At 65.9% G+C, this 14,014-nt stretch carries 16 protein-coding genes; 7 read left to right on the top strand and 9 right to left on the bottom strand.

Annotated elements, in window-relative coordinates; translation table 11 throughout:
- Positions 1–5 precede the first annotated feature (5 nt).
- The 6 genes from napE to AC1DW9_RS25495 form a co-directional block, all read right to left on the bottom strand.
- Positions 6–194: a periplasmic nitrate reductase, NapE protein gene (napE, locus tag AC1DW9_RS25520; RefSeq protein ID WP_441507466.1), complete on the bottom strand. Its 189-nt coding sequence runs from the start codon at positions 192–194 to the stop codon at positions 6–8.
- Between the two features lie 174 nt (positions 195–368).
- The gene (locus AC1DW9_RS25515) at positions 369–1,169 is read right to left on the bottom strand and encodes an aldolase (protein WP_441507467.1); all 801 of its coding nucleotides are present in this window, start codon (positions 1,167–1,169) and stop codon (positions 369–371) included.
- A gap of 44 nt (positions 1,170–1,213) precedes the next feature.
- A complete protein-coding gene (locus tag AC1DW9_RS25510) occupies positions 1,214–2,374 on the bottom strand; it encodes a M20 aminoacylase family protein (protein ID WP_441507468.1) in 1,161 nt (386 codons plus the stop codon).
- Between the two features lie 57 nt (positions 2,375–2,431).
- Entirely contained in the window at positions 2,432–3,049 is a 618-nt protein-coding gene (locus tag AC1DW9_RS25505; protein WP_476776627.1) for a glutathione S-transferase family protein, read from the bottom strand.
- Positions 3,050–3,182: 133 nt separating this feature from the next.
- On the bottom strand, positions 3,183–4,337 hold the full coding sequence (locus AC1DW9_RS25500; RefSeq protein WP_476855211.1) for an MFS transporter: 1,155 nt from the start codon (positions 4,335–4,337) through the stop codon (positions 3,183–3,185).
- Between the two features lie 7 nt (positions 4,338–4,344).
- Entirely contained in the window at positions 4,345–5,529 is a 1,185-nt protein-coding gene (locus tag AC1DW9_RS25495; protein ID WP_441507470.1) for a diaminopropionate ammonia-lyase, read from the bottom strand.
- A gap of 105 nt (positions 5,530–5,634) precedes the next feature.
- Here AC1DW9_RS25495 and AC1DW9_RS25490 point away from each other — a divergent pair, with 105 nt between their 5' ends.
- From AC1DW9_RS25490 to tam, 6 genes are all read left to right on the top strand, one after another.
- Complete coding sequence (locus AC1DW9_RS25490) at positions 5,635–6,123, top strand: Lrp/AsnC family transcriptional regulator (protein ID WP_441507471.1); 489 nt, start codon at positions 5,635–5,637, stop codon at positions 6,121–6,123.
- Between the two features lie 77 nt (positions 6,124–6,200).
- On the top strand, positions 6,201–6,731 hold the full coding sequence (locus AC1DW9_RS25485) for a MarR family winged helix-turn-helix transcriptional regulator (protein WP_441507472.1): 531 nt from the start codon (positions 6,201–6,203) through the stop codon (positions 6,729–6,731).
- A 45-nt stretch (positions 6,732–6,776) separates the two neighbouring features.
- Entirely contained in the window at positions 6,777–7,352 is a 576-nt protein-coding gene (gene rfbC, locus AC1DW9_RS25480) for a dTDP-4-dehydrorhamnose 3,5-epimerase (protein ID WP_441507473.1), read from the top strand.
- A complete protein-coding gene (rfbB, locus tag AC1DW9_RS25475; RefSeq protein WP_441507474.1) occupies positions 7,353–8,408 on the top strand; it encodes a dTDP-glucose 4,6-dehydratase in 1,056 nt (351 codons plus the stop codon).
- Positions 8,405–9,298, top strand: a complete 894-nt coding sequence (rfbD, locus tag AC1DW9_RS25470) for a dTDP-4-dehydrorhamnose reductase (protein ID WP_441507475.1) — start codon at positions 8,405–8,407, stop codon at positions 9,296–9,298. The genes rfbB and rfbD overlap by 4 nt, the downstream gene beginning before the upstream one ends.
- Positions 9,299–9,409: 111 nt before the next feature.
- A complete protein-coding gene (tam, locus tag AC1DW9_RS25465; RefSeq protein WP_441507476.1) occupies positions 9,410–10,180 on the top strand; it encodes a trans-aconitate 2-methyltransferase in 771 nt (256 codons plus the stop codon).
- Positions 10,181–10,372: 192 nt separating this feature from the next.
- Here tam and AC1DW9_RS25460 read toward each other — a convergent pair whose 3' ends face one another.
- Positions 10,373–11,707: an 8-oxoguanine deaminase gene (locus AC1DW9_RS25460; protein ID WP_441507477.1), complete on the bottom strand. Its 1,335-nt coding sequence runs from the start codon at positions 11,705–11,707 to the stop codon at positions 10,373–10,375.
- Between the two features lie 112 nt (positions 11,708–11,819).
- Positions 11,820–12,176, bottom strand: a complete 357-nt coding sequence (locus AC1DW9_RS25455; protein ID WP_441507478.1) for a hypothetical protein — start codon at positions 12,174–12,176, stop codon at positions 11,820–11,822.
- 218 nt (positions 12,177–12,394) lie between these two features.
- Here AC1DW9_RS25455 and dapD point away from each other — a divergent pair, with 218 nt between their 5' ends.
- Entirely contained in the window at positions 12,395–13,237 is an 843-nt protein-coding gene (gene dapD, locus AC1DW9_RS25450) for a 2,3,4,5-tetrahydropyridine-2,6-dicarboxylate N-succinyltransferase (RefSeq protein ID WP_043242272.1), read from the top strand.
- Positions 13,238–13,352: 115 nt separating this feature from the next.
- Here dapD and AC1DW9_RS25445 read toward each other — a convergent pair whose 3' ends face one another.
- Entirely contained in the window at positions 13,353–13,916 is a 564-nt protein-coding gene (locus tag AC1DW9_RS25445; protein ID WP_476855210.1) for a DUF1269 domain-containing protein, read from the bottom strand.
- Positions 13,917–14,014 lie beyond the last annotated feature (98 nt).

The following is a 14,014-nucleotide window of genomic DNA, read 5'->3' as shown; positions in this document are numbered from 1 at the left end:
GGCCCTCACCGTGGTGGGCCGGGCGGTCCGAAGACCAATTGCAGCATCCAGACCAGGAAACCATAGCCGCCGACGACGCCGACCGCGATGACCGGCCAGATCAGGATCGCCAGGACGATGAAGGCAAGGAACTCCTGCCGTCGCGTTGCAGGCCTGAATGTGGCCCCAGTTTCAGCCTTGGCACCATCGGACATCACGGTGACAGCTCCCGCGACTATGATTGGGCGCTGGTACCAACGTACCGGCCCACCGGATACCTTACATTCCTTCTAGGGAAGCTAGCGCCGCCTGTCGGCTCTTGTCGAGTTGTTTCATGCGGTCGATGGACCGCGCCGCACGCATGGATGGACGAAACCGGCGTTCTTCGCTCAGCTGCGATAGGCCGGCTCTTCGAGATCGAGGGTGCGCCTGATCGAGGCGAGGTGAAGCCTTGCCGATTCCGCGTCGCCTTCGCGCATCTGGCGACAGGCGGCTTCGGCGATCGCGGGCGCAACGGGCAGGACCTTGCGCCCGGTCGAGAGCGCCAGCGTCTGCACCTCGCAGGCGCGCTCGAGATAGTAGAGATCGTCCCAGGCCTCGGCGATCGTCGGAGCAAGCACCATCACGCCGTGGTGCTTCATGAAGACGATGTCGGCGTCGCCGATGGCGCCGGCAATGCGGTCGCCCTCGCTCTCGTCGAGCGCAAGCCCATTGTAATCGCGGTCTACGGCGGTCCGGCCGTAGAATTTCAGCGAGGTCTGGCCGGCGAAGATCAGCGGCTCGCCCTCCGTCATCGAGAGCGCGGTCGCGTAGGGCATATGGGTATGGAAGGCGACCCTGGCGCGGGGGAGCGCCTTGTGGATGCGGGCATGGATGTAGAAGGCCGTCGCCTCGGGCTGTCCCTCGCCAGCGACGACGTTGCCGTGGAAATCGCAGATCAGCAGCTTCGAGGCCGTCAACTCGCGGAAGGCCCAGCCATAGGGGTTGACGATGAAGAGGTCGTCATAGCCCGGCACCAGCGCCGAGAAATGGTTGCAGATGCCTTCCTCCAGCCCATGGCGCGCCGCCATGCGGAAGCAGGCGGCGAGATCGGCGCGCGCCTCCCAGACGGCGTCGGCGTCGAGGGCGGGCTGGTTCGGGCCGGGCTCCCTGAAGGGGGCGGTAGAGCCGGGTGTGAGGGAGTGGGCCATGGGGGAGCTCCGGATCGGCAAGCGGCAGGTGCGACGGGTGTTGGTCAGGCAGGGCGCAGGCGCTGCCGCGTGATTGCGGCATGGAAGCGTGCGCCATGGATGAGGCCGGCGTCGTCGAAGTCGTAGCAAGGATTGTGCAAGGGCGCCGAGGGGCCATTGCCGACGAAGGCGAAGCAGCCCGGCACATGGTCGAGGAAACGGGCGAAATCCTCCGAGCCGGTCATCGGCTCGCGCGCGGTGGCGACATTCTCCGCGCCGAACACGCCTCTCGCGGCCGTCAGGGCTTCTGCCGCCAGCGCCTCGTCATTCACCAGCGGCACGAATTCGCGCGTATAGGTCACCTCGGCCGAGACGTTATAGGCGAGCGCCGTTCCGTCCGTGATGATGCGCATCTGCTTCTCGATCTCGGCGCTGACCTCCGGCCGGAAGCTGCGGGCATCGCCGAGGATGCGGGCGAGGCCAGGCAGGGCGTTGCGCGTGCCGTCTGTGATGAGTTCGGTCACCGAGACGACGCCGATATCGGTCGGGCTGAGCCGCCGCGACACGATGGTCTGGAAGCTGGTGACGAGCGCGCAGGCGGCGATCAGGACCTCATTGCCGACATGCGGACGCGCCGCATGGCCACCGATGCCCTTGAGCACGATCTCGAAATTGTCCTCCGCCGACATGATCGAGCCGGCGCGTGTCTGGAACTGACCGACCGGCAATTCCGGCGCATTGTGCAGCCCATAGATCTCCTCGAAGGGAAAGCGCTCCATCAGCCCGTCGGAGAGCATGGCGAGCGCGCCTCTGCCCCATTCCTCGGCAGGCTGGAAGAGGAAGCGCACGGTACCGTCGAAGCCGCCCTCGCTCGCCAGCAGCTTTGCCGCACCAAGCAGCATGGCGGTATGCCCGTCATGGCCGCACGCATGCATGGTGCCGGGCGTTTGCGAGCGATGGGCGTGCTCGGCCTGCTCGCTGATGCGCAGCGCGTCCATATCCGCCCGAAGCGCGATGGCGCGGTTGCCGCTGCCGCGCTTCAGCGTGCCGACGACACCGGTGCCCCCGATGCCCTCGGCCACATCGTCGAGGCCGAACTCCCTGAGCTTGGCCGCGACGAAGGCGGAGGTTCGCTTCTCCTCGAAGCCGAATTCGGGATGGGCGTGCAGGTCACGCCGCCACCCCGTCATCTCGCGTTCGAGGGCGTTCGGGTCGAGCGTGGTCATGTCTCTCTCCACCATCGTGAAGCCGGGGGGCGGCCGCCGGGCGAACTGGCCTGGCGATCAGTCATGCGTCTCGCCGTCATAGAGCGTGGCGCGCATCGAGGGGCGTTCCGAGAAGGAGCTATACCAGTGGGCCAGCCGTGGCCGGCCAGGCTCGAAGGCGGGCAGCGCGCGGAATTCCAGCCATGAAAGGGCGGTCGCAAGCGCGATATGGCCGACATGGAGTGGCGCGTCGAAATCCGCCTCGCGTTCGAGAAAATCGTAGGATTCGACGAGTTTCGCCGTCATTCCCTCCGCCAGGGGCGCATACCGCAGGGCCTCGGGGCGGCGTACGGTTTCCCAGCGCAGCGCAATGCCAGCGTCGCACAGTCCCTGGGCGAGCGCCTGCACGCGAAGCGCGGACCATCTTGCCCGCCCACCCTGCGGAATGAGCCGGCTGCCGCCGTCGAGGCTCGCGAGATAGTCGCAGATCACGATCGAATCGAAGATCGCCTCGCCATCGGGGAGGACGAGGACGGGAACCTTGCCGAGCGGGTTGAGCGCGAAGACGTCGTCGTTCCGGTTGGTCGGGCTCGTCTCCTGGTGGACGACGCGCAGCTGTCCGGCGAGACCCGCTTCATGGGCAAAGACCAGGACCTTGCGCGCATAGGGCGAATGAGTCTGGTAGATCAGGTCCATCGTTCGCGTCAGCTCTGATGCCGTACTCATTTGCGTGCCTTGCCAAACGGGATGATGAACCGGACTCGTCGAGAGCGCAGTCATGGTCTGCCTCCAACGGGCGCGCTTTGCGGCGCTGCGAGGGATGCGAAACTCATGTGCGCAACCGCGGAGCGCTGGCTGCGACGCCGATGAGCAGCGTCGCGACGACCAGGAAGGCAATGGGCAGGCTCGCGACTTGGGCGATGGCACCGATTGCCGCGGGGCCGACAAGGATGCCGGCATAGCCCAGTGTCGAGATCGCGGGCACGGCGATATGCTCGGGCATCGCGTTCTGTCTGCCGATCGCCGTGTAGAGAACCGGCACGATATTCGAGCAGCCCGCCCCGACGAGCGCAAAGCCGGCGAGGCCTGCCAGCCAGGATGGTGCAAGCGTTGCGAGCACGAGACCTGCCGCTGCGCAGAGGCCGCCCCAGACGATGATGCGCTGGGGGCCGAGGCGGTGCACGAAGCGGTCGCCGGTCAGCCGGCCGATCGTCATGGTGCTGGCGAAAGCCGCATAGCCAAGTCCCGCATAAGCGGCATCGACCCGGCGCAGATCGGTCAGGAAGACGGCACTCCAGTCGAGCATGGCGCCCTCGGCCAGGAAGACGACGAAGCAGAGCACGCCGATGAAGAGCACGATGCCGTGCGGAATGGCGAAGGCCGGGCCTTCGCCCTTGCCGGCATAGGGCAGGAGCCCCGAGGCCGCCCAGGCCATCGCGGCAAGGAGGATCGCGACGACGACGAGCGTGGCGAGGAGCGGCGTCGCACCCAGCATCAGGAGCCCGCTGGCCCCGGCCGCTCCGGYGATGCCGCCGAGACTGAAGAGACCGTGAAAGCCGGACATCATGCTGCGCCCGCTGGCTCGCTCGACGATCACGGCCTGGATGTTGATGACGCAATCCAGCGAACCGATTCCGGCTCCGAAGACGAACAGTGCCAGGCCGAGCAGCGGCAGGTGCGCGGCGGTCGCGAGAGCCGGGAGCATGAAAGCGACGAGCAGCACCGCGCTAATCAGCACGCGGCGGCAACCGAACCGCGAAGCCAGCGCGCCCGATAGCGGCATGGCCAGGATCGAGCCGGCGCCGAGGCAGAGCAGCAGCAATCCGAGCGCGCCATCGTCGAGAGCCATGCGCAGCTTGGCATAGGGCACCAGGGGTGCCCATGCGGCGATGCCGAGCCCGGCAACGAAGAAGGCGATGCGGGTCGCGGCCTGCTCCGCCCGTCCCGGCGCCTTTCGGGCCTCGATGGCGATGCGCGCGTTCATCGTCGCATTACTGGGCGGCTCGTGCCGGCAGGCCGGTCAGTTCGGCATAGCGTTCGGGATCGGTCGCGCCCTCGGTATTGATGACGAGAACGCGGGAGGTCGCGTCGAGGCCAAGCTGCTTCCTGACCGTGGGATCAGCCGCAACCCGGATGACGCCGGCCAGGCCGACACCACCGCTTTCGCCGGAGACGATGGCGGGGTCCTTGCCAGCGGGCCGCGCCAGCCGGTTCATCACCGCGATGGCATCCTCGTCCTCGACGGTCATGAAGCCGTCGGCGACGCGAGACAGGACACGCCAGGCGATAGGCGAGGGCTCGTAGCATTCGAGCATCGCCATCACGGTCGGTTCGCCATGAACGACCTTGACCGGATGGCCGGCCTTCGCCGTCTCGAAGATGCAGGCCGCGCGCGCAGGGTCGACCACCACAAAGACGGGACGCTGGTCGCCGAGCGCATTGGCGAGATAGCCCGCAGCCGCAGCGGCAATGCCGCCGACGCCTGCCTGCACGAAGACATGCGTGGGCGGCTCGGCGAGTTCACGCAGTGCTTCGCGGATGATCACCGTATAGCCCTGCATCACCAGCCCGGGGATGCGTTCATAGCCTGGCCAGGAAGTATCGGAGACGACTGTCCAGCCCTCCTTCTCCGCGACGCGGGCGGCTTCCGTGACCGAGTCGTCATAGGTGCCCTCGACCCGGATCATCGTCGCGCCGAAGCGTGCGATCGCCGCGACACGTTCGTCGCTGACTCGGGCATGCACGAAGATCGCGGCCATCGCCCCGGTGAGCTGGGCGCCCTGTGCGACCGAACGGCCGTGATTGCCGTCAGTGGCGCAGGCGACCGTCATCCCCGCCGCTACGGCCCGGACCTCGGGGCTGTTCAGCTCGGCGATATCGACTGGCCGCCCGAGCTTCCTGCTCGCCTCCTCCAGCACCAGCCGGAAGACGGCATAGGCGCCGCCAAGTGCCTTGAAGCTGCCAAGGCCGAGGCGATGGCCTTCGTCCTTGACGTGGATCGCACGGACCCCGAGCTCGGCGGCCATGGCTGGCAGGGCATGCAGCGGTGTCTCGACGTGGTTCTCGCGATAGCTCAGATGGCGCTCGACCTCGGCGGCCGCGGCGATGCTCAGGGTCTCGGCATCGATCGGATCGAGCGCCTTGCGACGGTCGGGGTGGTGGTTGGGAAGAAACATCGCCGCTCCTGCGCGCTGGTACAACGAATGGATATTGCAATCATGGCGAAAAGACCGCTGTGTTTGGTCCCCTGAAATGCAAGTTTGTTTCGTTGGGCGCTCCTCTTGACCCGATCCCCTTCGCCAGCAGTCACGCTGGACAATTTCGACCTCGCGATCCTGCGCATCCTGCAGCGCGACAACACGACGCCGCAGCGTGTGATCGGCGAAGCGGTCAACCTGTCCGCGCCCGCCGTCCAGCGCCGGATCAAGCGCATGGAGGAGACGGGTGTCATCCAGGCCAATGTCGCGCTCGTCGATCCTACCCGGCTCGGACAGGCGATCACCATCTTCGTCGAGGTGGAGCTGGAAAGCGAGCGTGCCGACCTGATCGACGCCGCCAAGCAGGAATTCACCGCAGCACCTGAGGTGCAGCAATGTTACTACGTCACTGGCGAAGCGGATTTTGTGCTCGTCATCCTGGTGCCGAGCATGGCGGCCTATGAGGCGCTGACGCGCCGGCTCTTCTTCGGCAACAACAATGTCAGGAAGTTCCGCACCTTCGTCGCGATGGACCGCGTCAAGGTCGGGCTCGCGGTTCCGCTGCCGGAATAGTCTGCGGCAGACTCCGCTTGCCGAACGCCGCCATCCCGGATTTGGTGGGCCCTCCAGGGATCGATCGTGGGCGCAGCATGGTTTCGACGAGGCGCCGCAAGGCCGAGGGCGGGGACGGGGACCGGGAGGTGCTCAACCTTGCGGGTTACCTGCCCTATTTCCTGACGACGATCTCGAACACCTGGTCGCGCAGTTCGTCCCGCCTCTATCTCGATCTGTTCGGCGTCGGCGTCACGGAATGGCGCATCATCTCGCAGCTCGCGATCGAGCCTTGTATCGTGGCGCAGCGCATCTGCGAGGTCATCAGCCTCGACAAGGGGGCGGTCAGCCGCGCCGTGGCGGCGCTGGTTTGGGCCGGTCATGTCCGCGAACATGCGGATAGCCGCGATGCGCGCCGGCAGGTTCTGCAGCTGACGCAGAGTGGCTACGAGCTGCATGACCGCCTGATCGCGGTTGCCCTCCAGCGCGAGAACCTGATCCTGGCCGATTTCTCCGCCGAGGAGATTGCCGGGCTGACCGCCCTGTTGCGGCGGATCCATGCGCGGCTGCCCGAGCTGCGCGAATTTTCGCCTGATGATGTCACCGAGGCGGCGGCTGCGCGTCGTTGACAGGGGGGCGGCGGCAAGACTACCTGCGGCCAGGCAGGAGACCTCATGTCCAATTTTACCTTCGCGCCTCTCGCCATTCCTGGTCCCGTACTGGTCCGGCCGCGACGTTTCGGCGACGACCGCGGCTACTTCATGGAAACCTATAGCCGCGAGCCTTTCGCGGCAGCTGGGATCGCGCCGGATTTCGTTCAGGACAACCAGTCGCGTTCGGCGCAGGTCGGCACCGTTCGGGGCCTGCATTATCAGACTGCGCCCGCTGCCCAGGCCAAGCTCGTGCGCGTGCTCAAGGGCGCGATCTTCGACGTCGCTGTCGACCTCCGGCGCGGCTCGCCGCATTACGGGCGCTGGTGCGGGGTGCTGCTCAATGCGGACGGTGCCGAGCAACTCTTCGTGCCGCACGGCTTTGCCCATGGTTTCTGCACGCTCGAACCCGGCACCGAGGTCGCCTACAAGGTCGACGCGCCCTATGCGCCGCAGAGCGAGGGCGGCTTGTTCTGGGCCGATCCGGCGCTTGCCATCGACTGGCCAGTGGTAGCCGGGGCCGCGACACTGTCCGAGAAGGACGCGAAGCTGCCCGGTTTTACCGGTTTTGCCAGCCCCTTCGTCTATGAGGGCGCCTGAGTGACGCGGTTTCTCATCACCGGCGGCGCCGGTTTCATCGGCTCGGCTGTGGTCCGGCACCTTGTCGCCGAGACGCCGCATCAGGTGCTGGTCGTCGACAAGCTGACCTATGCCGGCAATCTCGACAATCTGAAGCCGGTCGAGACCACTCCGCGCTACGCCTTCCTGCAGGCGGATATCGGAGATCTCGCCGCCATGCGCGAGGCCTTTGCGTCATTTCGGCCCGATATCGTGATGCACCTTGCGGCGGAAAGCCATGTCGACCGTTCGATCGATGGGCCGGGCGCCTTCATCCAGACCAATGTCGTCGGAACCTTCGTGTTGCTCCAGGCGGCGCTCGACCATTGGCGAGCCCTGCCGCAGGACGCGAAGGCCAGCTTTCGTTTCCACCATGTCTCGACCGACGAGGTCTTCGGCTCGCTTGGCGCGGAAGGTCTGTTCAGCGAGACGACACCCTATCAGCCGACCTCGCCCTATTCTGCGTCGAAGGCCGCTTCCGACCATCTCGTGCGTGCCTGGCACCACACCTATGGGCTGCCTGTCGTGCTCTCCAACTGCTCGAACAATTACGGGCCCTATCACTTCCCGGAGAAGCTGATCCCGCTCGTCATCCTGAACGCGCTTGAGGGCAAGGAATTGCCGGTTTACGGCGATGGCGGTCAGGTACGCGACTGGCTCCATGTCGAGGATCATGCACGCGCGCTTTGCCTGATCGCGGTAACCGGACGCCCCGGCGAGAGCTATAATGTCGGCGGCAATGCTGAGCGCACCAATCTCGATGTGGTGCGCGCGATCTGCGGCCTGGTCGACAGCCTCGCCCCCGACACCGCTATCGGCCCGCGCGACACCCTGATCCGGTTTGTCGCCGACCGGCCCGGCCATGACCGTCGCTATGCGATCGACGCTTCAAAGATCGCCCGCGAGCTCAGCTGGAGCCCGCAGGAGAGCTTTGAGAGCGGGCTGGAGAAGACCGTTCGCTGGTATCTCGCCAATCCGGATTGGTGGGGCCGCATCCGCAACGGGCTTTATCGCGGCGAGAGGCTCGGCCTCTCGTGAATGAAGCGCCGATCCTGCTTTTTGGCGCCGGCGGTCAGCTTGGCCGCGAGTTGACGGCGCTGGCGCATGAGCGTGGCGTTCCGCTCGTCGGGCTGGCGCGGGCTGACGGCGACATCACGGACCGTGCGGCTGTGGCAAGGGCCTTGAAGACCCATCGCCCCGGCCTCGTGGTCAATGCTGCGGCCTTTACGGCGGTGGACCGGGCCGAGAGCGAGACGGTCGCCGCCTTCTCCGCCAATGCGGAAGGGCCCGCCATTCTTGCCGAGGCGACGGCCGAAGCCCGCATTCCGCTCCTCCATGTTTCGACGGACTACGTCTTCGACGGCAGCAAACCCGGGCCTTATGTCGAGAGCGACCCCGTCGCGCCGCTCGGTGCCTATGGTGCGAGCAAGAGCGAAGGAGAGGTCTGCATCCGGGCCCTGCAGCCGCACCATGTCATCCTGCGCACCGCCTGGGTCTACGGCGTCCATGGCGCAAACTTCCTGAAGACCATGCTGCGGCTTGCCGCAGAACGCGATGTCCTGCGCGTTGTCGCCGACCAACGCGGTTCTCCAACCGCGACACGCGACCTTGCCGAGGCGATCCTCGCCGTCCGCGCTGCGCTGATGGCCGGCGCCGAGCCCTGGGGCACCTACCATGTTGCCGGGCAGGGCGAGACGACCTGGCATGGCTTCGCCAGCGCCATCATTGCCGAGCAGGCCCGTTTCACCGGGCGGAGCCCGATCGTGGACGCGATCACGACTGCGGAATTCCCGACACCGGCGCGCCGTCCTGCCAATTCGGTGCTTGATTCCGCCCGGTTCGCCGCGATCTTTGGCTATCGCGCAAAGCCGTGGCAGGAACGCATGCGGGAGGTCGTGGCCACGTTGATGGCGCAGAGGGTACCATGAAGGGCAGCTGGCTGAACTGGCGAAGCTGACGGGCAAATCGAGCTACGGGCGGTATCTGGCAAAACTGCTCTGATCGCGGGCCTTCCTGCTCATGAGGATATGGAAATCGTTATGACCTGGTCGGCACGGCAGTACACGAAATTCGAGGATGAGCGGACCCGCCCGGTTCGCGATCTGCTTGCCCAGGTCCCGACGGACGCCGTGGCAAGCGCGGTCGATATCGGTTGCGGTCCCGGCAACTCGACCGAGCTTCTGCTGGCGCGTTTCCCCGACGCCGCGATCAGCGGGATGGATAGCTCTTCCGACATGATCGCGGCCGCCCGCAGGCGCCTGCCGGCGATCCCGTTCGAGGTTGCCGATATCGCCTCATGGCAGCCGGCCGCCCCCTATGACGTGATCCTGTCGAACGCCGTGCTGCAATGGCTGCCCGATCACGAAGTCCTGATGCCATCACTCATGGCCAAGCTTGCGCCGGGCGGCACGCTCGCCGTGCAGATGCCGGATAATCTCGACGAACCGGCCCATGTGCTGATGCGTGAGGTTGCCGCTGACGGGACCTGGGCCGGCAAGCTCGCCCCAGCGCTGCAGACGCGCGCGGCGCGCCATGGCGCTGACTGGTATTATCGGGCGCTGCGCGGCGGCACGACAAGGCTCGATATCTGGCGCACGACCTATCATCATCCACTCGCGGGCGGGGCTTCGGCGGTGGTCGAGTGGTTCAAGGGCGCCGCCTTGCGTCCGCTGCTCGATCTGCTCGACGAGGCCGAGCGCGAAGCCTTCCTCGCACGCTATCAGGGTCTCATTGCGCAGGCTTACCCCGCGATGCCGGATGGCACCGTGCTGCTGCCCTTCCCGCGGCTGTTCATCGTCGCGACACGCTAAAGCATCGGCCCGAAAAGTGGATTGCGGTTTTCGGGCAAGCCGATGCACTCACAGATGGTTAGATCACGTTTTCTGCATTTGGATAAAAGTGTCCAAATGCAGAAAACGTGATCGATTCTAATGGTTTAGAGCATGCTCTATGCGAAAACCGTTGCCATATTTCGCAGAATGCTCTGAGGCGCGAACGGCCCCTTACGCGTAGCGCATCGCAACTGCRCTGTGCATCCGCCGCAGCGCGGCGATGTCCAGTCCGGGCACGGCACCGTCGACAACCCGCCAACGCCCCGCGACCATGACACGATCGGCCCGGTTCGCGCCGCACAGCACCAGCGCTGCGACGGGATCATGCGCGCCGGAGAAGCGCAGCTCGTCGAGCCGGTACAGTGCCAGATCCGCCTGCATGCCGGGCGCGATCCGCCCGATATCGGAGCGCCCGAGGCATCGTGCCGAGCCTTCCGTCGCCCAGCGGATCACGTCGCGCGCAGTCACGGCGCTGGCACTCTTGTAGTGCAACCGGTTGATCAGCAGGGCGTGGCGCAGCTCTTCCATCAGGTTCGAGCCGTCATTGGAGGCTGAGCCGTCGACGCCGAGGCCGAGCGGCGAGCCGGCGGCCTCGAGTTCGCGTGTCCGGCAGAAACCGGAGGCGAGCACGCCGTTCGAGGTCGGGCAATGGCAGATGCCGACGCCGGCCCGGCCCAGCCGCTCGCATTCCTCGCAGGAGAAATGGATGCCATGCGCCAGCCAGGTCTTCGGCCGCATCCAGCCGGCATCCTCCAGAAGGTCGAGCGGGCGCTTGCCGTAGACCTGGAGGCAATAGGCCTCCTCATCCTGCGTCTCGGCGAGATGGGTGTGCAGCGGAGCATCGAAGCGCGCGGCGAGTTCAGCCGATTTCGCCATCAGCGCAGGCGTCACCGAGAAGGGAGAGCAGGGCGCCAGCGCGATCTGGATCATGCTGCCTGGCTTTGGATCATGGAACAGCGAGAGCACGCGCTCACTGTCGGCCAGGATCGTCTCCTCGTCCTGCACCACAGCATCCGGCGGCAGCCCACCATCCTTCTGCGACAGATTCATCGAGCCGCGCGAGACAGTCATGCGGATGCCGAGCGCGCGCGCCTCGTCGACCGCGATATCGACCGCGCTCTCCAGCCCTTTGGGGAAGAGATAATGGTGATCTGCCGCTGTGGTACAGCCGGAGAGCAGCAATTCGGTGAGTGCGACCCGCACTGCGAGCCTGAGATCGTCGGGCGTCAGCCGGGCCCAGAGCGGGTAGAGCGCCTTCAACCAGGGAAAGAGCTCACGGTCGATCGCGGCCGGATGGGCGCGTGTCAGCGTCTGGTAGAAATGGTGATGCGTGTTGATCAGCCCGGGCAGCACGACATGATCGGAGGCATCGAATGTCTCGTCGACCGGCTGTGCCGGAGCGCTGCCGGCGGCCAGCAGTTCGACGATGGCGCCATGCTCGACCACCACGCCGCCGCCGGCGTCCGCGGCGACGATGCCGAGCGGGTTCCTGATCCAGAGGCGCATGGCCGCTCCTTGCGAACGAGGCGTGGACGTCGCTCTTCAGTAGTGGAAGGCGGCAGAGGCGAGGAATAGACCGAACGTCTTCCGGCACATCAAGGGGGCGGGCGCAGACGGCCTATGTCGGCTTTCGACAGGCGAAGGGCAGGAATGTGCTCGAGAGTCCTCCGTTGAGGGACATCAGAACAAGGATATTAGCCAGCTCAAGCTCCTTTCCGCTGCGTGGGCAGACGTCTGCCTGCGCCGTGCAGTTGGTCGCAAGGAAGGCATCGTGCCGGGCGAGGAATTCGTCGCTCAGTCCTGTCTTTCCCCGCTTGGCGATGGCCGCACCATAGGCCTCCTTGTACCGAACGCATTTCTGCGTGGTCCAATCGACGTCGCGTTGGGCCTGCGCCGCGGCCTTGGGAGCTGCGCCCATGATCGTGGCCGACAAGGCGATCGCGGTCGCAGCTCGTCTTGAAAGAGAAGGCTTCATCGCATTCATGATTCCGAGATTCCCTGCCCAGGTCGATGACCTTGGGGGGGCAATTGGGGCGTTCCTGCGGCGTCGGATTCATGATGCCTTGGTACAGTCAATGCCAGGCGGCCGGCGTCGGCACGTGCGGACGAGAAGTCGGCGGCGCGCCGCGCTTCTCCTTGACGCCGCTGTCTTGATCCGCCATCGCTCCGGCGCATTCTGAACGGAGACCGACGATGAGCCTGACCGATCTCGCCGCCACCATCGATGCCGCCTGGGAAAACCGGGCAGAGATCGGCGTCAGCACCAAAGGGGCGGTGCGCGATGCCGTCGAGCAGGCCATCGAGATGATCGATTCCGGCCAGGCCCGCGTTGCCGAAAAACTGGGCGGCGAATGGGTGACGCATCAGTGGCTCAAGAAGGCCGTGCTGCTCTCCTTCCGTCTCAACGACAACAAGATCATCGCAGGGGGCCCGGGCGAGGGGGTGTTCTGGGACAAGGTTCCCTCGAAATTCGAGGGCTGGGGCGAGAATCGCTTCCGCGCCGCCGGTTTCCGCGTCGTGCCGCCGGCCGCCGTGCGCCGCGGCGCCTTCATCGCGCCGAACGTCGTGCTGATGCCGTCATATGTGAATATCGGCGCCTATGTCGATTCAGGCACCATGGTCGACACCTGGGCGACCGTCGGCTCCTGCGCGCAGATCGGCAAGAACGTGCACCTGTCTGGCGGCGTCGGCATCGGCGGTGTGCTTGAGCCGCTTCAGGCCAACCCGACCATCATCGAGGACAACTGCTTCGTCGGTGCCCGCTCCGAGGTGGTCGAGGGCGTGATCGTGGGCGAGGGTTCGGTGATCTCGATGGGCGTCTTCATCTCGGCCTCGACCAAGATCATCGATCGCGCCACCGGTCAGGTCCATATCGGCAAGGTGCCGCCCTATTCGGTGGTGGTGTCCGGGTCGCTTCCCGGCAAGCCGCTGAATGATGGAACGCCGGGCCCCTCGCTCTACTGCGCCGTGATCGTCAAGACGGTCGATGCCCAGACCCGCGCCAAGACCGGAATCAACGAGCTGCTGCGGGACTGATACGCGCTGAGACCCCGGCAGAGGCATAGCGCAGCCGGGGTCCTCGTCAGCGGTAACGAATGGATCCCGGGCCTCGCTCTGGCTGCCCGGGATGACGTCGCCTCAAGGGTGTGCTTCAGCCCACGGGCGAGGGTGCTTCGCCGGCCGTCGGGGTTGCTGTCGCGCCGGGCGTCGAAGGATGTTCGACCGCCCCAGGTGAAGCCGAGATCGCGTCGCGCAGGGCTTGTTCGCGGGTGTGGTCGAGCGATGTCTTCAGCACCACGCCACCCGTGCCCTTGATCGCTTCCAGCACCTTGTCGCCGGTCATCTTGCGGATCAGCAGGAAGAGCGCGGCGTTGCCCGGCTGCAGGCTGGTCGAGAGTTCCTTCATGAAACCGTCATTGACACCGTAATCGGTCAACGCACCACCGAGTGCGCCGGACGCCGCGCCGATTGCAGCGCCGAACACCGGCATCAGGAAGATCGCGYCGATCAGCAGGCCCCAGAAGCTGCCCGAGACCGCCCCGAGCGCGGTGGTGTTCATGAGCTGGTTCAGTTTGATCTTGCCGCCCTCATGCATGACCGCGATCGCCGCGTCGCCGAGCTCGATCAGGTATTCCTTCTGCAGGGAGATGACTTTCTGGCGCATCTCCTCGGCCTTGGCCTCGGTCGGGTATACGATGACGACGAGATCGGACATGGGGCTCTCCTTTGGCGGGCAAACTCAACCTGCCGCGCGGCTGTGACAGAGTTGCGGCAATGCGAGATTGCGCTCCGGTTTAGCCTGCCGGCAACCCC

Source organism: Allobosea sp. P4_E12 (genome assembly GCF_056401655.1).
This window is presented reverse-complemented; position numbering and strand designations above follow the sequence as displayed.

Coding starts and splice junctions, on each gene's coding strand:
- napE (WP_441507466.1), bottom strand. CDS start 194: ATGTCCGATGGTGCCAAGGCTGAAACTGGGGCCACATTCAGGCCTGCA.
- AC1DW9_RS25515 (WP_441507467.1), bottom strand. CDS start 1,169: ATGGCCCACTCCCTCACACCCGGCTCTACCGCCCCCTTCAGGGAGCCC.
- AC1DW9_RS25510 (WP_441507468.1), bottom strand. CDS start 2,374: ATGACCACGCTCGACCCGAACGCCCTCGAACGCGAGATGACGGGGTGG.
- AC1DW9_RS25505 (WP_476776627.1), bottom strand. CDS start 3,049: ATGGACCTGATCTACCAGACTCATTCGCCCTATGCGCGCAAGGTCCTG.
- AC1DW9_RS25495 (WP_441507470.1), bottom strand. CDS start 5,529: ATGTTTCTTCCCAACCACCACCCCGACCGTCGCAAGGCGCTCGATCCG.
- AC1DW9_RS25485 (WP_441507472.1), top strand. CDS start 6,201: ATGGTTTCGACGAGGCGCCGCAAGGCCGAGGGCGGGGACGGGGACCGG.
- rfbC (WP_441507473.1), top strand. CDS start 6,777: ATGTCCAATTTTACCTTCGCGCCTCTCGCCATTCCTGGTCCCGTACTG.
- tam (WP_441507476.1), top strand. CDS start 9,410: ATGACCTGGTCGGCACGGCAGTACACGAAATTCGAGGATGAGCGGACC.
- AC1DW9_RS25455 (WP_441507478.1), bottom strand. CDS start 12,176: ATGAAGCCTTCTCTTTCAAGACGAGCTGCGACCGCGATCGCCTTGTCG.
- dapD (WP_043242272.1), top strand. CDS start 12,395: ATGAGCCTGACCGATCTCGCCGCCACCATCGATGCCGCCTGGGAAAAC.